Genomic DNA, 24,321 nt, shown 5'->3' on the forward strand with positions numbered 1-24,321 from the left:
TGGAGTGAGTGTTGGGCCAGATCCATCTACACCCACCCAATTGCTATAATTCGTGTCATACCGAAGCCAAATGTATATAAGGGCACTGCTGTCGCCCCCAGAAGCCGGAGCGATGCTCTCAATAGTAGCCGTGGTACTATTCCACCAGATTTGACCTGCGTTGGTGACGTTATTCACCGCTGCGGCTTGAGTCAGGAATCCTATCGAGCAGCAAAACCACAATAGCCAAATCCACACGCGGCTACCAATGGCAACGGAACGTGAGGCTGAGAATTGGATCTGGGCGGAATTCGTCATGGATTTTTCACACGGGTTGCGGTTCCGGCGCAGGGTTGCGCCTGACAGTGGAATCCGAAGTCCACCGTGTTTTCTGCATTGCCACTACCACCACTACCAGGCTCAGTATTGAGACTGAGAGTAATGACTGGGCTCGTCGCAGGCTGGCCAGCGGCGCTTTGAATGCCGTTGCTATCATTGGGCATACCGTTATCGAGATTCACTGCCGTGGTCGCCACGGGAAAGGCCGCATTTGGAGTGACCCGAACACGATACGTGCCCGATGGCAGGTTATCGAAGCTGTAATTGCCATCCGCAGTGGTCTGCGTCGTCACACTTGGCACAAACGATACACCGGCACCATTGAGTAGCTCGACGGTGAGGCCCGAAATGCCACTCTCAATGCCATTATCGAAAACTCCATTTTGATTGGCATCATTCCACACTTTGTCTCCCAGACTCAAAAGATTCGACGAAGGCGCACAAGTGGCCGTCCCGCCAAGGATGACGTTGTCATATTGAAGAGCGGTGGTGGGTCCACTGCCGCTCCCAGACTCCCATGCATGGATGATGATCACCATTTTCTCTCCAGACACCTCCGCAGCAGCGGGTAACGCAGTGCCATTGACGAATGGCATATTCATCGTCGCCCATGTGCCGACAGCATCAAAAGAATACGTATTGGTCCAAGCAGTCCGCACCGCAGAAGCAGGTGGCTGTACACCTCCTAAAGCTGGATAACTACCCTCCAGCCACATCAAGACGGCGCGGAATTTCCGTGGCGCTGTGGCTAAAGGACGTCGGATGTCCATGCAGAAGTTTCCCCAGCTTAGTGAGGTCAGGTTTTCAAAGGCAAAACCACAGTTTATGACGCGATGATTAAAACTGCCATCTGGCCATGGTAGTGTGAGCTGATCTGTATGATCCCAGCCCACCGTGCTACGTGCATTGACACCAGGAAGTTTAGGTCCGTTGATGCTAACACTGCTATGCGTGAGGATGGTGCCGTCATCGCCGCTATTGAGTCCATTATTGGCAAAGATGCACGGATTCACGTAACTGGGCTCTGAAATGCTCCCATTGGGTGCGGGAAAGCCATCTTCCATTTTCCACTCGATGAGCGGAGGAGGCGTAGCGGCCGGACAACAGCCTAACAACGCAATATCGCCGATGAGTGGATCAATACCACCACCTGCGACGATTTGAATGCTATACGACGCACTCGCTGTTAGCGATGAAGTAAATGGAACAAAGTAGTAATATAGATCGATCGTTCCCCCATCGCTCTGCACCACCGCTGAGGCCGCCGGCCCGACATTACTGGCGATGATTGAGCCATTCACTTTTACAGCGAGGTAGGTGATGTTGTTGTAGAGGCTTTCCCAATAGATCCCATCTGGTGTTACCGTGACGCTGGGCGTTACCTGAAGCGTAAAGGTGTAATTCCCATCTGTATCAGGCAGCCAGCATGAGTTGGCAGAGGTTTCCGTGTCTGCAAAAGTGACCGGACCATTACTCACACCTGCTCCCGTATCGCGGAAAAGTCTGCCTGACCCGCCCCAGCTCGGATGCGATCTATTTGCTGATGCGATACAGGATGCCGTGTAGCTAATGCCGCTGTATCCGCCCGTTGATGCCCCCTGAAGCCGTAATGAGGTGCCGGCAAGCACACCGTAGTCACTCCACGGCTTCTTCACCGAGAGGCCTGGCTCTATGGGCGGTGAAGAGCTGGAATAACCCCATCGCCGACCACTTGCCCCCAAAGTCTCCGCATTCGGATCTGGGCAAACGATTCCGCCTGCCGCCGGATTAATGGTGAGAGTGTAGGAATTCATATCCTCGCAACCAGCCGCATCGTTTAACTTCAATGTGATTGTGTAACTCCCCGCTGTGATAGGAGTACCAGAGAGAGTGCTTCCGCTAAAGCTCAGCCCCGGCACACTGCCTGAATAGGACCAGCTTAAAGGTGCCGTGCCCATTGGTGCTGAAAAGGTCTGTGACCAAAATGCACCGACTGAGCCTCCCGGGAGCGTTTCTGGTTGGATCAGGTCACTTGGACAAATGGAGATGGTGTGGTCCTCGATCTCCCCTGCCCCTAAATTGCCCGTGGGATCTACCACCGCTGAGCTGGTGAGTGTCATGCGCATGCCGCGATGCGCCCCCGGCAATGTCGTGGTGGGCACGGGAAAGGTGATCCCTACCGTCTGCGCAGTGGCACTGCTAGCGATAGTGATCGGGGCAGTGACTCGCTCTCCATTTGGAGCCGTAGCAGGGTGATAGATGGCCGCATTAAATGCCCCATCATGATTGTAATCGATCCATAGATTGAGATAGGCATTCGCACCGGTACTATTGAGCAACTGGACGCTCAATGACTCTACTTGACCTTCCGTTATGCGACTTGGCTGGATGACAAAGGCATCGTCATCATCTGATGCCCCCGTAGTGTCATCCACCGTAGCCACGGTGTTGCCAGTGACAGATGTTTCGGCGTCCACGAGAGCCCCGAGTTTCAGATTACTACTGATGATGGTGAAAGTCGTGGTTGTCTGTGCGCCAGCAGGATTCGTCGCGTGTACCCAGTCGCCACGGTCATTACCCGCCGCACCTGGGTTAATCGTGATCGAGAAGGTTTTCACCGCAGTGCAAGTCGGTGTCGGCACGGGAATGACCTCGATCATATCTATAGCACCGCCTTCCATATCGAAGGAGAATACCATCGCACTAGTGGGCGGGATAAAGCTAAACTCGAGCTGCGTCCAGGTATCAAAATTTTGTGTCTGTGGGGGCGGAGTGGTATAGCGGATCGAGCTAAACACAGGCTGAAGGCCCGGACTGGTGTAAGTAGCGATACTGACGGGATCACCCATGAAGGGCGGCGGTGGCTGCGGTGGAGGCGGATCGGGGAATGCATCCCGCAGAGCGTATTTGAAGCGTACTTTGTATTGTGCGCCAATGCTCAACCCGCTGATCGTTTGAGACAGCCAACTCGGCACGAAAGGCGATGCCACAAACTGCAATCCATTGCTCGTGTTACCGTAGAGGGCGATATTGTTATGTATTCCGTAGATCTGTGAATTTGTGCCCGTTCCTGCGAGTGTCGGGTTCCCGTAATTCCAGCCTGTAATTGCACTCTGAGGAACAAATGGAACTCCATTCCAGTTCTGCGATTCAAAGGAGGGGTTATTCACTGTTACAGTGTTTCCGGTGACACCACTATCATCTACCGCGATTTGGAAAGTGTATGTGCCAGAGGCAGTGGGAGTGCCACTGATCACACCGCCCGAAGTCAATCCAAGCCCTGGAGGAAAATTACCACTGTAGATACGCCAGTTGCTATACGGCGGAGTTCCTCCACTAGCGGCCAGTGTGACGCTCGAATAGACAACATCTTGTGTGCCTGCAGGAAGGGGTGAAGCCGTGGTAATATTAAAAGGTGGACACACCGCCAGCCGCAACGTCGCAGTGCCTTGGCAGCCCTGCGCATCCGTCGCACGCACAGTGAAGTTATAGCTGCCATTTGTCCCACTCGTTCCGGTGATCACACCCGCACCATTCATCGACATGGTTGATGGCAGAGAGCCACTCACAATCGTGTAGCTATAAGGCGCAGTGCCACCACTTGCGGCCAAAGAATGCGTGTAAGCAACGCCATTTGTCGCAGAAGGCAGAGTCACTGGCTCGATCATTATGGATGGGCATGGAATCAATCCAATGTCGATGCTGAATTCCTCATTCCCTTTCATTTTAGCACCAGGCTCGGCTCCTGCGGATAGTGTGAATGCAGCCGTAAAAATATCTGCACCTACACCTCCTGCCACGGCATCCGAGGCTCCAGAAAATCCGGTCGCAGACTGAAAGCCATTATTATCATCGTCCAAACCATCATCCGCGAAATTCGTGACCGGGCTCACGATGGGGTAGTCTAGATTCACATTATAAGTGATCGTTCCACTGCCGAATTGGCTGCTAAAAGTCCGTTTACTAGCTGGATTGACCCGTAAGTAGTAAATGCCAGCGCTTAGATCGGCGAACTCATAGTTTCCATTCCAGTCGGTCGTAGCGGTCAAAGTACTATAGCCACCTTTAATCCCCCCCGCGCTACCAGTGGTCATCATACCGCCAGAGCTTAAAGCAGAGGCACGCCCACCCGTAACGGCCACGTCATCACTCGTAAACACTCGCCCATCCGGCCCTGGAGACCATAGCTCGATGTCGATGTTTGGTATCCCCGGCTCGTTGGCATCACGGACTCCATTTTTATCGCGATCATAAAAGACCAGATTACCCACTTTAAATTTCTCATTGCTGCTGACATCCACATAGTAGTCCTCCACTTCGCCGATACTCCCCCAGCCATCTGGACCTAGATCGGATAGGTTTGATAAACGAAACCGTGCTGCTGTAGAGCCGCCTGCGGCATCTCTAGGCACTCGCACATTGAGCAGCACACTGCCATTGGTCCCATGCGGGATTGCCGCAGAATGAATCACCTCGGACGCATCTAAAAAGTCTCCATCTTTATTCCAATCAAAGAATGCATGGATGTAAGCACTACCACCTGACGAATTGAGCACGGATATACTCACGGCAGACTGCGAATCTGCTACAAATGCGGGAAATGCAGCTATCCCATCCTCATCATCAGGAGAGCTGGTGTTGCTCATATCATCCCCAGTCGCTCCAGCTGTTGGCAAACCATCTGGCTCCACGTCAACAGTCGCCCCGAGTCGTATCGCCGTGCTATCCACCTTGTGATGGGCCGCAGTGGCTCCGATCACATGATAATTGGTTCCAGCAACAAGATCTCCATAATCGTAGGCATCATAAATGCCGATGTCCAAGTCTCGGTACTGCTGCCCAGATGCTACAGTCACGTAATCTGTATAGCCTGTATTTGCAGTAGGGCTGCTGGTGACGTCGCTGTCATTTTGCTCCGTTGCCCCACCGACGTTTCCAGGAGACCAAAGCCATTGAGCAGGGCGAGTGTATGCGAGTCGATTAGTGCCAGCCGATAGATTGTTAAAACTAAATTGCCCACCGCTATCGGTCGTTGTTGTTGCGAGCGTCGTGCCACTACTATTTTGCAGACTAATGGTCGAACCAGACCCTACCCCAAACTCTCCTACATCTTGAATGCCATCTTGATCTGTGTCATGCCAGAGCCTGTCACCGATGCTTGCTAGGTTGTTGCTGATATAGACCGAAACGGCATGTATCGCTTTGCAGCCTTTTTCATCAGTCGCACGGATGATGAAGTTAAAGTGGCCAAAGGTCGTGTTCGGGGTGCCTGTAAGGGCACCCGCACTTGAGAGAGTCAAGCCACTTGGAAGAGAGCCGCTATGAATATCCCAAGAATTCGTTCCAGTCCCTCCAGTAGCTCCAAAAGTATGTGAGTAGAATGCTCCCCACTGACCGATTGGCAACGTGGCATTTGTGATGGTGATGGAGGGGCATTCACCTGATTCAGGATTACTTGTTATCGTAATGGCATTCGATTCACGGTAGGGGCAGAGGCCACGCCTTGCACAGCGTGCATAGGTATAGCCCGGTATAGGATTTGAATAGGACTCACCACCAGTAGATCCCGCAGTCCCTCCCGACGCGGTTGATATCCACCAATAATACTCGATCGACATGGTCGTATCTCCGCCCGATGCATGCGCTAGACTGATGATTTTATTTGCCGTGGGGTCCCAGGCTATTGAGCCTGGATCTGTGACATTCCCATTGCTGGCCCAGCTGTTCACCGGCATCAGCGCCATGGCAATCACCCACACCATGACCAGCAGAGCACGCCATTTCTTTTTGGCGCACATCGTTCTTTGGTCGCGTTGGTTGGTGGTTGGGTAATTCAAATTCATTCCTTCGAAGTTCGCTTTAGCGTTTGGGCTACATTCTCACACGATCCTCGGGCGCTGATGCCGATGCCTGATCCAAAGCATTCCAGCAGCGCCAATAAGCAGCGCCGCGCTCGGCTCTGGCACAGCCACGACTGAGTAAGTCTGTAGGCTATAAGCTGCTGGCACGACGCTAGCTGGAGTGCCCCCACCTATGATGTTGTTCACTCCACCATAAACCGGTGTATCGGCATCTAGGAGTAGCCATTGGTAGGTATTACCTGTCGCGGGTGGCGGCATCGTCCATTCGTTGCCCAAATTCCCTACCGTGCTGTTATCCGTGAGTAGTGCCCACTCGGTGCCGTTGGTCAGAGATTTTGAATTATAAATCCAAAAGTACACCTGCTGCCCAGCGACAAAAGAATACCCTGGCGTAGATGATGAGGAGTCCGAAAAGCCGCCTGCTAATAATGATGCCGTCCCGAGAAACTCTTGGTCTGCTGATGACCAGCCTTGTCCTTCGGACACTCCGTCAAAAACACGCCAGTTGGCCTCCCATAGACTTAAATTTGACGATGTGGGTGTAAAGCTGGTCAGGAACACCCCGGCCTGCATCATGTAATTCCCGTCCAATGCAGTCCCGTTAGAATCGTAGAGATAATCATTGTACCCACTGCCCCACTGAATCGTCGTCGCACACAAGGAGGGCTCTACCGCCATCGTCAAAAGGCAGATTAGCCCCCACGAGGCATTTTTAATATTTATGGCAATTGCCAATCTCATGATTTACAAAATTTTTAGCTGTATGGAATAAAATATTCACAGTTTTACATAAATATATCAGTATTTTCTAGTTTTTTCATAATTTATGACCATTAACTCCTATTAACTGCTTTCCTCACCTTATTGGAGGATCTGTCAGTGGGAGCCCAACTCTCGAAAAAGCCCATTCAGGGACGAGAGTACAGGTCCCCTATCCATCCCCCTTCTTCATCCGTGAGGCCAGAATCCTCTTGTTAGCCTACCCTTTTACCCCAGACGTTTTGAGGCCGGGACAAAGTCTATGACCGGTCATTTTACGCCCCAAATGAATGGAGGTCTATTTGCCGAAGGTGATCAGCTCCTTGCCATTGGAGCTGTCCCAGAGGCGTAGAATGCTGTCTTCACCTCCAGCAAGGAGGGTGGCGCCATCTGGCGTGCTAGTGGCCGCCTGCATGAAATCCGGCAGGTCTGCGATGCTGCGAATATCACCGCCATCATCGGTGATGATGCGGATCTTATTGTCTCCTGAGCTGGTGACGATCTGATTGGTAGCTCCCATGTAGCGGAGTGAGGTGACTTCTTTGGTCCAGCCTTCGATTTTCTTTTTTCGCTCGCCGATAATGAGATCCCAGGTGCTTACTACGCCGTCAGCACCTGCGCTGGCGAGCACCCGGCCATCGGAGCGGTAACAGACGCTGGTGATGTGATGCGTATGACCTTCAAAGAGGTGCACTTGTTTCCCCGAGGCAATTTCGGTGACTTTCACGGTCTTGTCCGCTGCGCCAGAGGCTAGATGACGTCCATCAGGCGAGAAGTCGATGCAGAGGACACTGTCGCTGTGTTTCTCCTTCCAAGTGCGAGTGACTTTGCCAGTGACGAGGTCAAAAAAGGCGATGTCGCCCGAGCGTGAGAGCTCACCACTGCCTGTGGCGAGAGTTTTGCCATCTGGGCTGAAGCAAACTGCATTCACTCGATCTGCGAACAGGCCTTTTTCATCGAGAGTCCGCTCCAGCGACCACTGAGGTGCGGCCGCCGTGCGAATGGAGACTGCCTGTGTTGCGGCGAAGGAGCCATCGGTGTTTGGGGCCAATGTCGTGGTGGGTGTAGCGGTCCTACTCTCTGCGATGATTTTCCCCGTTGCGGTGCCCCACACACGCAAGGTGCCGTCCTCAAATAGAGCAGCCGCTTTTCCTGCCTCCGCAGAAAAACTCACGGCAGTGGCTTTTAGAATGGTTTTCGCGGTGGCAGGTTGTTTGAGCGCCGTGAGCACTGCACTGGCCTTATCCTGCGCTGCCTTGGCACTGGAGATAGCCGCTGTGGCAGCCTGGATGGCTTTGGCGTTCTGTGCCTTGGAGGCCGTGATGCGCTTCAGATCATCCTCGGCATCTTTCACATTGCTCTCTGCGGCGGATACGGCGGCGAGAGCAGAGGTCTCGCTCATTTTGGCAGTGATCAGTTTATCCTGAGCGGCTTTGAGGTCTTTTTCGACAGTCGTGTCCTTAGCCGCAGCGAGTTTGGCACTGAGATCGTCCACGACCTTCTGCGCGGCGGAGAGCGCATCACTGCTGGGCTTCACCAGCTTTTGTTTTTCGGGCAGGACTTTCTGCATGGCCGTGATGGCATCCTTTGCTTTACCTAGGAGCACATCGAGCGCCTTATCCTGCGCCTCAATGCGTGTGATCTCACTTTTCTGGAAGGCCTGTTCGAGTGTCTGCACGGCGATCGTGCGCTCGAGAGTGGCGATTTGCTCCTGTGTGGCCATTGAGCCGCGGAGTTCACGGAGGAGCTTCATGCTACCGATGTCGAAAAGCCGCACTGAGCCATCTGAGCAGCCGATGAGGGCTGTTTTGGCATCCGCAGAGAGTGCATGGCTCAAAATCGTGATTTTCGCGGCTGCGGAGATTTTTTGCAAAAGAGCCGCATCAGCGCTTTTGGGGGCTGGAGATGGAATCGCCGGATTGGCAGCTTTTGCGGGCTGCATGCGCCACAGCTTTACCTCCCGAAAGCTGCCGCTGGCGAGCCTGGCACCATCCGGGCTGAAGGCCAGCGAATGCACGAGTGCCCGATGGGCATCGTCGAGACGCATGGCGAGCGTGCGTGTAGCTAGATCGTAGATGAAGATGTCATTTGAGCGACCACAGGCGGCAAAGCGGCCATCGGGACTTATGGCGATACTGTAGATCGGGTCCACGCTGGCGGAGATGGACTTCAGCACGACATTGCGCTGCTCCTGGCGTGAGCTTTTCGCCCCCTGGTCGATCCATTGCCGCAAAATGGCTATTTCTGCGGGGGTGAGGTTCACCGCGCCAGATTTGTTATTCGGTGGTGGCATCTCCATGTCCTGCGTGTGCAGAGACGCGGCGACGACTAGGCTCTCTGCGCTTTTTCCCGGCACGATAGAGGCACCAGACTCCCCGCCACGGATCATGAGCTCAGGTGTCTCCATATTGAGATCCGCCTTTGTGGTCGTCTTGTTGTGGCAGGAGATGCAGTTCGTCTTGAGAAAGGGATAGACGTCTCGATAGAAATCCAGATCTGCCGCTGGCATTGGCGTGGTGAGGAGCAGTGCGATGAAAAAGGAGGCTTTCACGGGGGAGGCAGGAGGTTGGGTAGCTAAGTATGCGTGAAACCTACGTGCGTAGAAGCCCTCGCCATTCATGCAGAGGCTTGAACTTTGATCGACGAACGCATAAGAGCCCGAATGCCCCGCGAATACACGCTGCATCACGCACCAGCCCCCACACCCACTCACCGCATCGACTACAAAGCGGAACTCAATCCGCAGCAGTACGAGGCCGTCGTGAGCCCACCGGGGCAGGCACTCGTGATCGCGGGAGCTGGCAGTGGCAAGACCCGCACACTGACCTATCGCGTAGCCTGGCTGCTGGATAATGGCATCCAGCCAGAGTCGATCCTGCTTCTGACCTTTACCAACAAGGCCGCACGGGAGATGCTAGAGCGTGTGCAGTCGCTCGTATCGCTGGATGCCAGCCGCATCTGGGGCGGCACCTTTCACAGCATCGGAAACCGACTCCTCCGCTACAACGCAGAGCGACTGGGCTACCGTAAGGGCTTCTCCATCATGGATCGTGAAGATCAAAAAGATTTGATGGAGACCGTGATCACGGAAAGCGGCATCGACACCACGACTTACCGTTTCCCAAAGGCAGAGGTGCTCGGAGACATCTTTTCCCTGGCAGATAACACCCTCTGCGATCTGCAGGAGATCCTAGACACCCGCTATCCCTACTTCGAGCTCGCGACAGATGGCATCCTCAAGCTGCGCAGCCTTTATCAGAAAAAGAAGCTCGAAACCAACTGCATGGACTTCGATGACCTGCTGACGCAGACCGTGGCACTGCTGGAGCAAAACGCCGACCTGCTCGAGCGCTACCGGCGGCAGTTTCAGTTCATCCTCGTCGATGAGTATCAGGATACGAACAGCCTCCAGTGCCGGTTCATTGAGATGCTGACCGGTAAAGATGGTAATCTGATGGTCGTCGGAGATGATGCACAGTCGATCTACTCCTGGCGCGGTGCAGATGTGACCAATATCCTCCACTTTGATGAGCATTGGCCAAAAAGCCGCACGCACAAAATCGAGGTGAACTACCGCAGTGTGCCAGAGGTGCTCAATCTGGCCAATGCCACGATCGCCATGAATCGCGGCCAAATCCCGAAGAACCTCCAGCCTGCCCGTGAATCACTCGGCATGCTACCAGCGCTGGTCGCACTCGATAACGGCTCTGCGCAGGCATCCTTTGTCGCCCAGCGTATCCAGGAGCTCCAGGATGAAGGCGATTACCAGCTCAATGACATCGCGATCCTCTACCGTGCACATTTTCACAGCATGGACATCCAGATGGAGCTGACCCAGCGCGGCATTCCATTCAAGATCACCAGCGGGCTGCGATTCTTCGAGCAAGCGCATGTGAAAGACGTAGCGGCATTCATGAAATTCGTCGTGAACCGGCAGGATGAAGTGAGCTTCATGCGCATGGTCCGACTGATCCCCGGCGTGGGCAATGCCAGTGCGGGCAAACTCTGGCACGACTGGCAAAAAACCGATGCGGCAAAAGCCGAGAAGATGACCGGCGACTTCTCCGAAGTGCTTTTAACCCTCAAAATACCGAAAAAAGCCAAAGAGGCGTGGGAACAGTTCGCCTACACCCTCGATGAGCTGCTGGATGCTGAAGGAAACCCGCTCCCTCCCTCACTCATGATCCGCAGCATCGTCGAAGGCGTGTACGAAGACTACATGAAGGTGAAGTTCAAAAACTTCGAGCAGCGCCAGCAGGATCTGGAGCAGCTCAGTGACTTCAGTGATCGCTACCAGGACACGCTGGAGTTTCTGAGCCAACTCAGCCTGCTCAGCGGCGTGGATACCGATAATAAGCCCGAGGATAAAGATGAACCAAAAGACGCCGTGACTCTGACCACGGGCCATCAGGCCAAAGGTCTGGAGTGGCGTGCCGTCTTCGCCATCTGGCTAGCGGACGGCATGTTCCCGCACAAACGAGCGATCGACGATGGTGGCGAGACTGCGCTGGAGGAAGAGCGCAGGCTTTTCTACGTCACCGTCACGCGTGCAAAGGATGAGCTCTACCTCCTCTACCCCGTCATCAATCACCGCGCTGGCGATGGTGATATGATGATGAGCCCGAGCCGTTTCTTGACCGAGCTACCGCCAGACCTCGTCGAGATATGGAACGTGCGTAGCGGATGGTGAGGCGCAAAGAAGGAGTCTAAGCATCCGAGCGGACCATAGCGCCATCCAGGATGGTGCTAGAAATTACCACATCAAAACCAAGCCAATTCGGACACCGCGAGAGCCACGACTCTTCGCAGTTCTCTCTTGTTTGTTGTGCCTTTGCATGCTTGGAACACGTTTCTGGCACGCAGCCTGCTAGTTATATGACTCATGTCCCTCTTTCAGGACTATCTACCAGACCACTACTTTGACGAAATGTTCGCCACGCCAAACCGCGTGCGTGAACATTACTCCGGCATCACAGACAGCATCGGCACCCTCACTCCGGCAGAATACGCTGCACGGCAGCGAACGGCGGATGCAGTCTTCCTGAGCCAGGGCGTAACGTTCACCGTTTACGGCGACCAACAGGGCACCGAGCGCATTTTCCCCTTTGATCTGATGCCCCGCATCATCCCCAGGCGTGAGTGGGAGCGTGTGGAGGCAGGGCTCATCCAGCGCATCACGGCGTTGAATCTCTTCCTCAATGACGTCTATCATGAGCAGCACATTTTGACCGATAAGGTCGTGCCGCTGGATCTGGTACTCTCTGCCAGTCACTTCCGGCCAGAGTTTAAAGGCGTGAAAGTGCCACACGGCATCTACATCCACATTTGTGGCACGGATTTGGTGCGTGATGATCGGGGTGAATACTTCGTGCTGGAGGACAATGGCCGCTGCCCTTCTGGAGCCAGCTACATGCTGGAGAATCGCAATGCTATGAAGCGTACTTTCCCAGGCTTGCTCCAAAGTCTGCCTGTGCGGCCCGTGGATGCCTATGGATCGATGCTGCGCGAGACCCTAGCCCACCTGGCACCTCCAGGCGTGATTGATCCGAACATCGTCGTGCTAACACCGGGGGTGTATAACAGCGCCTACTTTGAGCACTGTTACTTGGCGAAGCAGATGGGCGTCCCCATTGTCGAAGGACGTGATTTGATCCTTAAAAATGGCCGCGTCTTTATGCGCACCACTCATGGGCTCCAGCAAGTACATGTCATTTACCGCAGGATTGATGACGACTTTCTCGATCCACTCGTTTTCAGGAAGGATTCACTCTTGGGAGTGCCTGGTCTCGTCAGCGCTTATCAGCAGGGGCATGTGGCCCTCGCGAACAGCATCGGCACTGGCGTCGCGGACGACAAAGCCGTGTATGCGCTGGTGCCAAAGATGATCAAATACTACCTCGACCAGGATCCCATCCTCCCAAATGTACCTACTTATCTGGGTATTGACCCAAAGGAGTGCGATCACATTCTGGCCAATCTCGACAACCTCGTCGTCAAAGCGGTGAACGAATCCGGGGGCTATGGCATGCTGATGGGGCCACACTCCACCAAGGAGCAACAGAGCGAGTTCGCCAAGCGCATCGCGGCCAATCCACGGAACTACGTCGCTCAACCTGTTCTCCAGCTCAGTCGTCATCCTGTCTTCCAGGGGGATCATTTTGAGGGACGTCACATCGACCTCCGACCCTATGTGCTCTATGGGGACCGCATCCGCGTCGTGCCGGGTGGACTCACGCGGGTAGCACTCAAAAAAGGCTCTCTGGTGGTCAATTCAAGCCAAGGCGGCGGCAGCAAAGACACCTGGGTGCTGTGGGATGATGAATGAGCCTGCGCATGATGTAAGTAGCCCAAAACCCGAATGAACCCCCACTCGCCACATGACGCCAGCTTTACTCGACTCTCCTTTCGAGTTCCTGCTTCGAGCACTCATCATGGGCTATCTCCTACAACCACCAACGCCCCCATTTCATGCTAAGTCGTGTCGCGGATAGTATTTACTGGATGGCCCGCTACATGGAGCGGGCAGAAAACCTCGCACGCCTACTTCTTTCGACGCAGGATCTCCTACTCGATGCTGGGGCAGAGGCTGCGGATGAGACACAGTTCTGGCAGCCTCTGTTAATGGCCACGGGCGATGATGAACTCTACCTCGCCAAACACACTCAAATCGATGGCGAGGCTGCCGCAGAATTCCTCGCCCTCAGCCTCGATAATCCCAACTCGCTACTCAACTGCGTCCGCGCTGCTCGTGAGAATGCGCGCACGATCCGTGACCAGATCAGCGACGAGCTATGGGCTTGCATCAATGGTCTGCGGCTCTTCCTTGAATCTCCAGATGCCCGATCCATGCACCAGCAGCAGCGAGCTGCTTTTTATGAAAAAGTGCTGCTCGCATCCTATCAATTCCAGGGGATCGCGGCCAGCACCACGCCACGGGATGAAAGCTGGCACTTTCTGCGCTTGGGGCTCTGCCTAGAGCGAGCTGACAAGACGAGCCGCCTCATCGACACCTGCTCCGCGCTCTCTCTCGACATGCCACCCAGCCCACGGGCACGCCCTCTTCGCTGGGCGGCACTACTGCGCTCCTGCTCCGCCTGGCATGCCTTTCAGTCCTGGAGCAGCAACAAACTCGATCCCGTCAAAATCATCGAGTACCTCCTCCTGGATGAGACTTTTCCCCGTAGCGTCGCCTGGTGCGTCGATCAGCTCCACAGCACCCTTTCCGCGCTGTGTGGCACAGGTCGGCTCAATGAGATGAAGAGCCCCGTGCGGGCCGCTGGCCGTCTCCACGCCGACATCGCCTACATCACCATGCCAGAAGTCCTGAACACCGGCCTGCACGAGTACATCGACGCTCTTCAGTCAAAGCTCAACGAAATTGGTCAGAGCATCTTTGAAACCTTTGTCCTCTATGCTGACATCCTCTCCCCGCAGCAGCTCACGCCCGGTCTCCCTGGCGGGGCGTGGCATCAAATCCTCGACAACGAGGCCCAGATGCAGCAGCAGCAGCAATAATTTGACTGAAAAAGAGATGCCGAGTTCCTCATAAAAAGTACATCCTCCCCGCAAAATAGCCCATCCCGCTCGTCACTCGTTTTTCACTATCCAATGCGACTCCGCATTTTCCACCGCACCCGCTACCAATATCGCGCACCTGTGCGTGACAGTCATAACGAGGTGCGACTACGCCCCGCCACGGATGATGCCTCGCGGTTAGAGTTCTTCCTCCTCAATGTCCAGCCGGCCACTCGCATGCGGCATTTCCGTGATCCGTGGTTCAATTATGTCCACTGGTTCGACATCAATGAGCCACACACCTCACTCAGCATCGAGGCACAGATCACGCTGAATACCTCCAGTCAGTATGCGGCGGGCTTCCCACTCCAAGTTCCGTTTTCAGCCCTCCAGGAGATGCGAGATGACTCCATCCGCATCTTCACCAAAAGCAGCACCTATGTCGATATCGACCGTGCTGTGTGGAAAGAAGCCATCGACGTGAGCCACGGCAGCGAAGGCATCTTTGAGGCTGCACAGGCTATCATGCGCCATGTACACACGCAGTGGCTCTACATGCCCGGCACCACCCATGCCTCCACCCACATGCGTGAAGTCATGACGCAGCGGCGTGGAGTCTGCCAAGACTTCGCCCATGTCATGATCGGCCTCTGTCGTGCTCTAGGCATCCCCACACGCTACGTCAGCGGCTATCTCTATAATGGCCCCGCAGACAGCCTCCGTGGTGCCCAGGCCTCCCATGCGTGGTGTGAGGTCCATATCCCTGCCCACGGCTGGTTCGGGCTCGATCCCACGAACAACACCCTCGCAGATGAGCGCCACGCAAAAATCGCCACCTGTCGCGACTATGCAGATGCAGCACCTCTCACTGGCACCTTTGATGGCCCAGCCAATGCCACCAGCAGCCTCCAGGTCGAGCTAGAGATCATCAGCGATCCCGCCTGAAGCAGCACCTCCGGCCACACATCCACTGTGAGGCGCAGGTGCGACGGATTAGGCTGCTTTGCGCTCGGGTAGTCGTTTGCGCAGGAGGGGGCTGCGCTCGCCGCGCACGACTCCTTCGTTGATGGTGACGGAGCGGACGTCCATGCGACTTGGGACGTCGTACATGACATCGAGCATGATGCGCTCAAAGATGCTGCGGAGGCCGCGTGCACCAGTGCCGCGGGCGACGGCTTCTTTGGCCATGGCGTGCATGGCATCACGGGTGATGGAGAGTTCGACACCGTCCATGCCGAGGAGTTTGGCAAATTGCTTGGTGAGGGCGTTTTTGGGCTCGGTGAGCACGCGGATGAGCTCGGCTTCGTTGAGGGATTCGATCTGGCAGACGACGGGGAGGCGGCCGATGAACTCGGGGATCATGCCGTAGCCGAGGAGGTCCTGGGGCTCGATTTCGAGCGGTTTTTTTTGCTCGGTGGATTCGGCGGCAGCTTTGGCGGTGTCGATGGCGTTGAAGCCCATGACTTTGGCCCCCCTGCGGCGTTTCATCATCTGCTCTAGTCCGACAAAGGCACCGCCACAGATGAAGAGGATGTTTTCGGTGTTTACCTGTATGTATTCCTGCTGCGGGTGTTTGCGCCCGCCCTGAGGGGGGACGTTGCAGACAGTGCCTTCGATGATTTTGAGGAGGGCTTGTTGGACGCCTTCGCCGGAGACGTCGCGGGTGATGCTGACGTTTTCGGTCTTGCGGCCGATTTTGTCGATTTCGTCGATGTAAACGATGCCTACCTCTGCACGGGCGACGTCGTAATCTGCGGACTGGAGGAGTCGGAGGATGATGTTTTCGACGTCTTCGCCGACGTAGCGAGCCTCTGTGAGGGTGGTGGCATCTGCGATGCTGAAGGGGACGTTGAGGATGCGGGCGAGGGTTTTGGCGAGGAGGGTTTTGCCGCAACCTGTGGGGCCGATGAGGAGGACGTTGCTCTTTTCGATCTCGACATCGACGGGGGTGAGTGTGCCTGCGATTTTACTGCCTGGGGTGCCGGGTTTTAAGCCGCCATTTTTGGCTGCGAGCTGCTGGACGTGCAGGATGCGCTTGTAGTGGTTGTGCACGGCTACGCTGAGCACTTTTTTCGCCTGGGATTGACCGATGACGTGCTGGTCGAGCAGGGCCATGATGTCTGCTGGCCGTGGGACGAGGAGGCCACTGGCGGTGCCTTGTTGGGTTTCCTTGGTGTCTTCGCGTTCGAGGATGCTTTTGCAGACGTGGATGCAGTTGTCACAAATATAGACTCCAGGTCCGGCGATGAGCTTGCGCACCTCTGCGTGGCTTTTGCCGCAGAAGGAGCAGAGGGTGACGTTGGAGCCGCGTGCCATGAGGTTTTTCAAAGGTGTATGGACCATCGCACGCGGCACGGCAGCACGTCAAGGCATGGCTTGGTAATCTGTGAGCGTGATGCGTCCTGATGCATCTGTTTGGTAGCGGGCGATGAGGCTGTTTTGCGCCTGGGGGTGGGCGGTGAGTAGCCACTTTTTCTCAGTGGCCAATGCGGGCAATTTTTCTGCTTCGCAGGCTCGTGGGACATTTTTTTCATCCACCAGCGCAAAGTGCTGTGGATGGTGTTTGAGGCGGAAGTCGGCCCAGGAGGTGATCCCTAGACCGGCAATGATGCTGCCGTGTGGGAGCGGCGTGTCATCGAGCAGCCATGCTGGTGCGACGAGGCCGCGTAGGGAGTCGAAGTGGGCTTGTCGTAGCTCTTGCTGCCAAAAAGGGCGCAAGATGGGCAGATGGAGCATGGCGCGAGCATGCGTGGAGGCTGCGGGACCGCTGCGTAGCCACCAGCGGCCAGCGGAGTCTGCGTCAAACTGGAGCGTGGTGATGGCCTCCTCATGCATCTGTGGTGCGTGGGTGATCCACGGATCAAACCATGCTGGTAGGCGGCCTTTGGCATGCCGTGCAATGAGCGTGCGGTAGGCTGCGGCCCAGCGTGTGCATTCATAGCCTGCGCTTTCCAGCATGCGGCGTGTGGTTGCAGGGTATGCAGCAGGGGGCAGGTCGGACATGAGTCTGTTCTGCGAGCGCAGCGTATTACGGGATGACCCCGCTGTTTTGCAGGGGATAGACGGGGATATTGCTGGCAGCGAAGGGGTCTTTCATGGCTGCTTCGTCTGGGAAGATGACGATGATGTCACGGATGCTGCCGTTGCCGTCTTGTTCACGCAAGATCCAGCGCTGGACGAATTTCGCGACGCTGCTGCGGCAGGATTCACGCACGCCTGGGATCTGGCTGTTGGCGCCGGCTTTTTTCTCCAGTCGGGGTGTGAGGCTTTTTTCCAGCTCTGTGAGGTTTTCAGCAGCGTTGAAACGCAGCCAGCCGGAGGCGGTTTTTTTCTCCATGCCTTCGGTGCGGATGGCTGGTGGCAGGGTGGGGCGCACAGGTGGAGCGATGACAATGCAGCGTCCTTCTTTGACGTGGAGCTTCCACGGATCGGAGAGCTTCAAATGGTAGCGATAGACGACGGGGACGCGGATTTCGCTTTCGGTGGTGCCGAGGTAGATGAGGTTATCAAAGAGGGTCTTCGTGTCGGACTTGGTGACGGTCTCGGAAGTCTCCAGAGTGGCGAGTTCGAGCACGTCGCCATCGGTGGAAACGATTTTGGTGACTTCTTGGCGAAATGTCTCTGTGATGCGCTGGTCGGAGAGCTTGGTGGCGAGCCAGTCGATGCCGTGTTTGGCAAAATCATAGCCCTGATCGATCATGCGCCACACCAGCAAGCCTGCTCCTGTGGCGAGGATGAAGATGGAGATGCAGCCCCACTTCCAGCAGCCACTGACGCCGCGCGGTGTGGCGGGCGGCGGTGGTGAGCTGGCTGGAGTGGTGCTGGTTTCCATGATATGTGGAGGCTGCTGTGCGTGTGGGCTGGGGCTCACGCTTCGAGCTTCCAGGGGCCGCGGTATTCGCGGGTGAGGAGCTTGCTGGCCTCTGGATCGCCGATGATTTCTTCCTTCACAGGGTCCCACTTGATGGGGCGATTCACGAGGAAGGAGATGAGGGCGAGGTGGCCCGGTGTGGCGCTGCGGTGGGCCGTTTCGACCGGGGTGACGGTGGGCTGGCGGCTCTTGACGCAGTCGAGGAAGTTCCTGTGATGACCGGGGGTGGCGTAGAGGCGTGTTTTGATGATGTCGTCGCCGAGTTTGGGCTCGGTGGGGGACTCGATGACTTCGCTGTTGGGGTCTTTGTCGTTTTTGCGCTTTTTGACCATACGTTTGAGCTCGGGCTTGGAGGCATCGTAGGCTCCGCGATTGACGTAGATCCAGCCATCGGTGCCGATCCATTTGGTGCCCATCTGGATGTCGCCATGACCACCGGCGATGACCATGGTGATGTCTCCGGCGTATTTTGCCTCTGCGCGGTATTTGGTGGCGGTGTTCCAGATGTCGGTGCGGGGTGGCATATCGAACTGGACGGGATTGATTTCACTGGGGCCGCTGCGGTCCATGTCCATGCCCCAGTGGGCGATGTCGCAGTGGTGACCGATCCAGTCGAGGAGCTGACCACCGCCGATGTTGTAGTCCCAGCGCCAGTTTTTATGCACGCGGCATTCGATGTAGTCCTGCATGGTGGCAGGGCCGATCCACATTTCATAATCCAATTCCGCTGGTGGCGGCGTGATGCTACGTTTGTCACCAGTTTTGGCGAAATCATTGTGCCCGGCGGGCAATCCGACCTCGACACGCTGGAGTTTGCCGATGAGGCCGTTGCGCACGATTTCGGCTCCGATGCGGAAGTTTGCGTTGCTGCGCTGCCAGGAGCCTGTTTGCCAGATGCGGCCATGTTTCTGCACGGCGCGGACGATGGCCTGCTGCTCGGCGATGGTGCGTGCGAGGGGTTTTTCACCGTAGATGTCTTTGCCGTTCTTTGCGGCCTCGATCGAGGTGAGGGCGTGCCAGTTGTCTGGCAGGGCGAGCATGACGGTGTCGATGTCTTTGCGGGCCATGACCTCGCGGTAGTCGTGGTAGCCTTTGCAGTCCTTGTTCTTGTAGGCTCCGTTGATGGTATCGAGTGCCTTTTGGAGATTGCCTTTGTCGATGTCGCATGCGGCGACGATCTGGCAGTCCTGCTCATTGAGGAAGCTGCGGGTATTTCCTGGCCCCATCATGCCCCAGCCGAGCACGGCCATGGTGATCTTATTGGACGGCGCATTTTGGCCAAAAACGCTGGAGGGCACGATGCTGGGGAAACCGATAGCGGCGGCTGTCTGCGTCAAGAAGCGACGGCGGGAGGTGTAGGGGACTTTTTTCATGGGAAGGTGGGTGATTCGTGTGGGTGATGAGTTGGAGGAAATTCAGATGCGCGGTTTAATCGAATACGTGCCCGGCTGTCCATCATCAAAATGGCATACGCAGGCAGAAAAAAGCGGCGCGGGGAGCACCCACGCCGCCAGAGAACTGATAAAGGCGATTTACGCCTTCTTCTTGAGCACGAGGCGATAGATCAGCAGCACCAGGAAGGAGCCGCCCGTGGCGAGGCCGATGCTCTTGATGTTGAATGCCCCCGTCACGTCCCCGATACCGAGGAATTGAGAGCCGAGATAACCGCCGAGCAAAGCGCCGACGATACCGAGAATGCAAGTGACGAGGCAGCCGCCGCCGTCTTTGCCTGGCATGATGAACTTGCCGAGTGCGCCTGCAATGAGGCCTAATATGATCCAAGAGATGATACCCATAGGCTCGCAGGCTAGGAAACGAATGCACTTCGGTCAATATGCATTTTCAACAATGGCTCACCAGCCACCACCCAGGGCCTTCACCAGCATCACAGTGGCCACGAAGTGCTCACCACGCACGCGGGTGGCCTCGCGCTCCGCTCGGAGACGGGTGCGCTGCGCATCGAGCACCTCATAGTAGGCCACTAGACCCGCATCGTAGCGTTTTTGGGCCAATTCCTCCGCCCGCGAGGCTGCGGCGATGGTGGCCGCCTGCGCAGCACTCTGGCGTCGTAGCACATCGATGGCGCTAAGTGAGTCCTCTACATCACGCACGGCAGCCAGCACGCTCTGGCGATAGGTGGCTGCGGCCTGCTCGTAGCGTGCCTGCGCGGCCTGGTGGTTCGCTTTGACCGCGCCGCCGGTGAGCAGCGGCCAGTTCACCGCTGCGGGCCCTAGGCCCCAAATGCGACTGCGGGAGTCGAACACACGGTTCGAGAAGCTCGTCTGTGATCCACCACTCAGACCCAGGCTCACGCTCGGGAAATAAGCCGCACGGGCCACGCCGATCTCCGCATTTTGCGCCGCCATCTGCCTCTCTGCCGCAGCGATGTCTGGCCGCCGCTCCAGCAGATCACTCGGCACACTGCGTGGTAGGGATGGAGGCGTGCCATCCAGCGGCGATGCCGCGAGCGTGAACTCCGTCGGCGTCCGCCCCACTAGGAGCGCGATGGCGTGCTCCAGCTCTGCACGCCGCCGCTCTAGGCCGATGGACTCCGCCTGCGTCTCCGCCAGATCCGTCTCCGCCTGCGCCACATCGATTTGGGCGATATCACCCTGCTCAAAGCGCTTTTTCGCGATGTCCACCGTGCGTTGCCTCACCGCCACCGTGCGCCGCAGCAGCGCGATCTGCGCATCCTGAGTCCGCAGTGCATAGTAGTTCATCGCCAGCTCCGTCAGCAGCCCCAGGCGGACATTTTCCGCATCCGCATCGGCCGCATCAGCCCGCGCGAGTCCTGCGCTACTCTGATTCTTCAGCCTACCCCACAAATCCACCTCATAGTCGAAATCAAACGACTGCGTCATGCTCGTGCGCGATCTCCCGCCCGCGAACTGAAACTGCATCAGCCCCGAGTTCCGGTCCCGCTGCGTTACACTCCTCACAGCCATCGTGGGAAAGAGCCCCGCACGATCCGCCCGTGCTAGCGCCCGCGCCTCCAGCACACGCTGCCGCGCCAGCTCCAGCGTCGGGCTCGCCGCATCCGCCTCACGCAGCAGCTTGCCCAGCCGTGCATCGCCAAAGACACGCCACCACTCACCGCGCGTTGCCGCATCGCTCGGCTTGGCCGTGCGCCACGGTCCCTGTGTTTTAAAAGTGACCGGCAGATCCGGCTCCGGCGCAAAATACTTCGGCGCGAGATTGCACCCGGTGCCCAGCAGGCCCAGTGCGGTCAGCATAGGCAGCATCGTCCGCATCAGAGCAGTCGGGTCAAAGATCAGGCGGGCAATACGATTCATGGGCAGCCCTCTTCATCGCTAGGAACCTCCACGGCGTCAAGGCAGCCCGGACAAATGCTCCCCGCCGCTACCACTGCCGCCTTTCCATGCCTTGCGCCGCACTTGCAGCCGTGTATAAGCGCCGCCCTCCAGGTGGAATTTCCTGAATCCCTCCTTGAAAAAGCCCCGTTTATTAGCAAACCTTAAATAATCCCATCGTCATGCAAGACCTCATCATCGCCGCCGTCATCGGGCGCGAAATCATCGACTCCCGCGGCAATCCCACTGTCGAAGTGGATGTACTCCTCGAAGGCGGCGCACTCGGCCGCGCTGCTGTGCCCTCCGGCGCCTCCACTGGCGAACACGAAGCTCTCGAACTCCGCGACGGCGACAAGAAGCGCTTCGGCGGCAAAGGCGTGCGCAAAGCCGTCGCCGCCGTCAATGGAGCCATCGCAGATGCCCTCATCGGCTGCGACGCCTCCGACCAGGTCGGCCTCGACAATGCAATGCTCGCCATCGACGGCACCGCCACCAAGTCCAAGCTCGGAGCCAATGCCATCCTCGGTGCCTCACTCGCCATCGCCAAAGCCGCCGCCACCCAGACCGGCCAGCCCCTTTACAAATACGTCGGTGGCCCGAACGCCAAAGTGCTCCCCGTGCCAATGATGAACATCATCAACGGCGGCGCTCACTCCGATGCCCCGATCGACTTCCAAGAGTTTATGATCATGCCCGTCGGTGCTCCGACCTTCAGCGAAGCCCTTCGCTACGGCGCAGAGGTCTTCCACTCCCTGAAGAAAATCCTGCACGACATGGGCCTGAACACCGCCGTCGGTGACGAAGGTGGCTTTGCTCCTACGCTGAAAAGCGCCGACCACGCCCTCGAAGTCATCTCCCAGGCCGTCACCAAAGCCGGTTACAAGCTCGGCAAAGACATCGCCTTCGCCCTCGACGTCGCCTCCAGCGAGTTCTTCGACAAAAAGAAGGGCAAATACGTCTTCAAAAAGAGCGACAAGCGTGAGCTCACCTCCGCCGAGCTCGTGGACTACTACGCCGGCCTCAAAAAGAAATACCCCATCATCTCCATCGAAGACGGCTGCGCCGAAAACGACTGGGCAGGCTGGAAAGTGCTCACCGACAAGCTCGGAGCCACCACCCAGCTCGTCGGCGACGATCTCTTCGTCACCAACGTGAAGTTCCTCCAGAAAGGCATCGACCAAAAGACCGCGAACTCCATCCTCGTGAAGGTCAACCAGATCGGTTCCCTCACCGAGACACTCGACGCCGTCGATCTCGCCCACCGCAACGGCTACACCGCCGTCATGAGCCACCGCTCCGGTGAAACGGAAGACTACACCATCGCCGACCTCGCCGTCGCTACCAACTGCGGCCAGATCAAGACCGGCTCCATGAGCCGCAGCGACCGTATCGCGAAGTACAACCAGCTCCTCCGCATCGAGCAGGAACTGGGCGACACCGCCATCTACGGCGGCCGCATGAAAGTGAAAGCCTAATACCCGCCCGATATGACCTACCGTGAGACACGCGCCGATCTGCCCCAGAGCCGTCTGGAGCACTGGGCGCGTGTCTTACTGCGGGTGGCGAAATTTGTCCTGCTCTGCCTCATCGTCCCCGCCATCCTCCTTTTCTTCAAAAATCCTCTCAACGAGCAGACCGCCATGCGCCAAAACATCGAGAGCCTCGCCCTCCAGCGTGATGCTCTCCGCGCCGAGCGTGACAAGCTCCTCCGCCGCAAAGACTGGATCGAAAAAGACGACGCCTACCTAGAGCTCATGGCCCGCGATCGCCTGAACCGCCAAAAAGAAGGCGAGTTCATCCTCCGCTTCGAGTAACCGAGCCCCGAGCAGGTTCCCACACCTCCTCTCTCCTCCACACTTCAGCGTATCCGGTGCGGATTCTGAGCACTCAGCACTTAACACTGAGCACTTCTTCAAGCCATAGCGGGAGATACGCAGGCTTATTGCCCCACGCCCGGCGTTCCCTCCACCATCCCCAGGAAAATATCCTCCAGCCGCTCTCCCTTGTGCTCATGCCGTGAGCGCAGCTCCGCCAGCGTCCCCAGCTCCACCAGCTTGCCCCGGTGAATGATCCCGATGCGGTCCGCCAGCTCCTCCGCGATATTTAGCAGGTGTGTGCTCATCAGGATCGTCATCCCTGCCCTGCTGCGCTCCTTCAGCTCCTGCTTCACCGTGCGGCTATGGATCGGGTCCAGGCCCACCATCGGCTCATCGATGATAAACACCTTCGGATCATGCAGCAGCGCACTCGCGATCCCCAGCCGCTGTCGCGTCCCGTGGCTCAGATTCTCGATCCGGTTCCCCGCATGCTCATGCAGAGCGAATTTTTCAAAAAGCAGCCCCGTCTGCGCCGCCGCACGATCACGAGGCATCTCAAACAACTCACCGATGAAGCGCATGAACTCCACCGGCGTCAGTTTCTCATAAAACGTCGCCACATCAGGCACATAGCCCAGCAGCGCCTTCGCCTTCAGCGGCTCCGTCGTCATATCATGCCCGCAGATCGCCACACGGCCCTTCAGCGGCTTCATCAGCCCCGCCAGCAGCTTGATCGCCGTCGTCTTCCCAGCCCCGTTCGGCCCCAGAAAGGCAAATAGCTCCCCCGCCGGAATTTTCAGCGTCAGGCCATCCAGCGCCCTCAGCTCGCCGTAGTGCATCGTCAGGTCTTCGATCTCGATCATGTTGCCCAAGCCCATAAACGGCCCCAT

16 protein-coding genes are annotated in these 24,321 nt (G+C 56.9%); 6 read left to right on the forward strand and 10 right to left on the reverse strand.

Translation table 11 applies throughout. From position 1 onward, the window contains the following. Positions 1-293 precede the first annotated feature (293 nt). The 3 genes from IPK32_13270 to IPK32_13280 all read right to left on the reverse strand — a co-directional run bounded on the left by IPK32_13270 (position 294) and on the right by IPK32_13280 (position 9,468). A complete protein-coding gene (locus IPK32_13270; GenBank protein MBK8092918.1) occupies positions 294-6,140 on the reverse strand; it encodes a putative Ig domain-containing protein in 5,847 nt (1,948 codons plus the stop codon). 36 nt (positions 6,141-6,176) lie between these two features. Beyond that, on the reverse strand, positions 6,177-6,899 hold the full coding sequence (locus IPK32_13275; protein ID MBK8092919.1) for a hypothetical protein: 723 nt from the start codon (positions 6,897-6,899) through the stop codon (positions 6,177-6,179). Positions 6,900-7,215: 316 nt separating this feature from the next. After that, positions 7,216-9,468 (reverse strand): hypothetical protein, encoded by a 2,253-nt coding sequence (locus tag IPK32_13280; protein ID MBK8092920.1) that lies wholly within the window; start codon positions 9,466-9,468, stop codon positions 7,216-7,218. Positions 9,469-9,579: 111 nt separating this feature from the next. Here IPK32_13280 and IPK32_13285 point away from each other — a divergent pair, with 111 nt between their 5' ends. The 4 genes from IPK32_13285 (at position 9,580) to IPK32_13300 (ending at position 15,377) form a co-directional block, all read left to right on the forward strand. Further along, entirely contained in the window at positions 9,580-11,607 is a 2,028-nt protein-coding gene (locus IPK32_13285) for an ATP-dependent helicase (protein MBK8092921.1), read from the forward strand. A 192-nt stretch (positions 11,608-11,799) separates the two neighbouring features. Continuing rightward, a complete protein-coding gene (locus IPK32_13290) occupies positions 11,800-13,242 on the forward strand; it encodes a circularly permuted type 2 ATP-grasp protein (protein MBK8092922.1) in 1,443 nt (480 codons plus the stop codon). Between the two features lie 143 nt (positions 13,243-13,385). After that, positions 13,386-14,432, forward strand: a complete 1,047-nt coding sequence (locus IPK32_13295) for an alpha-E domain-containing protein (protein ID MBK8092923.1) — start codon at positions 13,386-13,388, stop codon at positions 14,430-14,432. A gap of 237 nt (positions 14,433-14,669) precedes the next feature. After that, a complete protein-coding gene (locus IPK32_13300) occupies positions 14,670-15,377 on the forward strand; it encodes a transglutaminase family protein (protein MBK8092924.1) in 708 nt (235 codons plus the stop codon). Positions 15,378-15,425: 48 nt separating this feature from the next. On the opposite strand, the gene clpX is transcribed toward IPK32_13300, so the two are convergent. From clpX to IPK32_13330, 6 genes are all read right to left on the reverse strand, one after another. Then, entirely contained in the window at positions 15,426-16,748 is a 1,323-nt protein-coding gene (clpX, locus tag IPK32_13305; protein ID MBK8092925.1) for an ATP-dependent Clp protease ATP-binding subunit ClpX, read from the reverse strand. Between the two features lie 48 nt (positions 16,749-16,796). Then, complete coding sequence (locus IPK32_13310; protein MBK8092926.1) at positions 16,797-17,435, reverse strand: hypothetical protein; 639 nt, start codon at positions 17,433-17,435, stop codon at positions 16,797-16,799. 25 nt (positions 17,436-17,460) lie between these two features. After that, complete coding sequence (locus tag IPK32_13315; protein ID MBK8092927.1) at positions 17,461-18,264, reverse strand: hypothetical protein; 804 nt, start codon at positions 18,262-18,264, stop codon at positions 17,461-17,463. A gap of 35 nt (positions 18,265-18,299) precedes the next feature. Beyond that, positions 18,300-19,676: a Gfo/Idh/MocA family oxidoreductase gene (locus IPK32_13320; GenBank protein ID MBK8092928.1), complete on the reverse strand. Its 1,377-nt coding sequence runs from the start codon at positions 19,674-19,676 to the stop codon at positions 18,300-18,302. A 159-nt stretch (positions 19,677-19,835) separates the two neighbouring features. Continuing rightward, positions 19,836-20,099, reverse strand: coding sequence for a GlsB/YeaQ/YmgE family stress response membrane protein (locus tag IPK32_13325; protein ID MBK8092929.1), 264 nt, complete (start codon positions 20,097-20,099; stop codon positions 19,836-19,838). A 57-nt stretch (positions 20,100-20,156) separates the two neighbouring features. Beyond that, positions 20,157-21,596 carry an efflux transporter outer membrane subunit gene (locus IPK32_13330; protein ID MBK8092930.1) on the reverse strand — a complete coding sequence of 480 codons (1,440 nt, stop codon included), beginning with the start codon at positions 21,594-21,596 and terminating at the stop codon, positions 20,157-20,159. 200 nt (positions 21,597-21,796) lie between these two features. Here IPK32_13330 and eno point away from each other — a divergent pair, with 200 nt between their 5' ends. Both eno and IPK32_13340 read left to right on the forward strand, forming a co-directional pair. After that, positions 21,797-23,089 (forward strand): phosphopyruvate hydratase, encoded by a 1,293-nt coding sequence (eno, locus tag IPK32_13335; protein ID MBK8092931.1) that lies wholly within the window; start codon positions 21,797-21,799, stop codon positions 23,087-23,089. Positions 23,090-23,101: 12 nt separating this feature from the next. After that, the gene (locus IPK32_13340; protein MBK8092932.1) at positions 23,102-23,428 is read left to right on the forward strand and encodes a septum formation initiator family protein; all 327 of its coding nucleotides are present in this window, start codon (positions 23,102-23,104) and stop codon (positions 23,426-23,428) included. Between the two features lie 125 nt (positions 23,429-23,553). Here the strand turns inward: IPK32_13340 and IPK32_13345 are convergent, their stop codons facing one another. After that, positions 23,554-24,294 (reverse strand): ABC transporter ATP-binding protein, encoded by a 741-nt coding sequence (locus IPK32_13345; protein MBK8092933.1) that lies wholly within the window; start codon positions 24,292-24,294, stop codon positions 23,554-23,556. Between the last annotated feature and the right edge of the window lie 27 nt (positions 24,295-24,321).

Source organism: Verrucomicrobiaceae bacterium, from assembly GCA_016713035.1.
Classification (GTDB): Bacteria; Verrucomicrobiota; Verrucomicrobiia; order Verrucomicrobiales; family Verrucomicrobiaceae; genus Prosthecobacter.

Excerpts from the sequence above, each read along its gene's own strand:
- IPK32_13290 (MBK8092922.1), top strand. The coding sequence starts at position 11,800 with ATGTCCCTCTTTCAGGACTATCTACCAGACCACTACTTTGACGAAATG.
- IPK32_13315 (MBK8092927.1), bottom strand. The coding sequence starts at position 18,264 with ATGGAAACCAGCACCACTCCAGCCAGCTCACCACCGCCGCCCGCCACA.
- clpX (MBK8092925.1), bottom strand. The coding sequence starts at position 16,748 with ATGGCACGCGGCTCCAACGTCACCCTCTGCTCCTTCTGCGGCAAAAGC.
- IPK32_13310 (MBK8092926.1), bottom strand. The coding sequence starts at position 17,435 with ATGTCCGACCTGCCCCCTGCTGCATACCCTGCAACCACACGCCGCATG.
- eno (MBK8092931.1), top strand. The coding sequence starts at position 21,797 with ATGCAAGACCTCATCATCGCCGCCGTCATCGGGCGCGAAATCATCGAC.
- IPK32_13295 (MBK8092923.1), top strand. The coding sequence starts at position 13,386 with ATGCTAAGTCGTGTCGCGGATAGTATTTACTGGATGGCCCGCTACATG.
- IPK32_13320 (MBK8092928.1), bottom strand. The coding sequence starts at position 19,676 with ATGAAAAAAGTCCCCTACACCTCCCGCCGTCGCTTCTTGACGCAGACA.
- IPK32_13275 (MBK8092919.1), bottom strand. The coding sequence starts at position 6,899 with ATGAGATTGGCAATTGCCATAAATATTAAAAATGCCTCGTGGGGGCTA.
- IPK32_13345 (MBK8092933.1), bottom strand. The coding sequence starts at position 24,294 with ATGATCGAGATCGAAGACCTGACGATGCACTACGGCGAGCTGAGGGCG.
- IPK32_13340 (MBK8092932.1), top strand. The coding sequence starts at position 23,102 with ATGACCTACCGTGAGACACGCGCCGATCTGCCCCAGAGCCGTCTGGAG.
- IPK32_13270 (MBK8092918.1), bottom strand. The coding sequence starts at position 6,140 with ATGAATTTGAATTACCCAACCACCAACCAACGCGACCAAAGAACGATG.
- IPK32_13300 (MBK8092924.1), top strand. The coding sequence starts at position 14,670 with ATGCGGCATTTCCGTGATCCGTGGTTCAATTATGTCCACTGGTTCGAC.
- IPK32_13330 (MBK8092930.1), bottom strand. The coding sequence starts at position 21,596 with ATGAATCGTATTGCCCGCCTGATCTTTGACCCGACTGCTCTGATGCGG.
- IPK32_13325 (MBK8092929.1), bottom strand. The coding sequence starts at position 20,099 with ATGGGTATCATCTCTTGGATCATATTAGGCCTCATTGCAGGCGCACTC.
- IPK32_13285 (MBK8092921.1), top strand. The coding sequence starts at position 9,580 with ATGCCCCGCGAATACACGCTGCATCACGCACCAGCCCCCACACCCACT.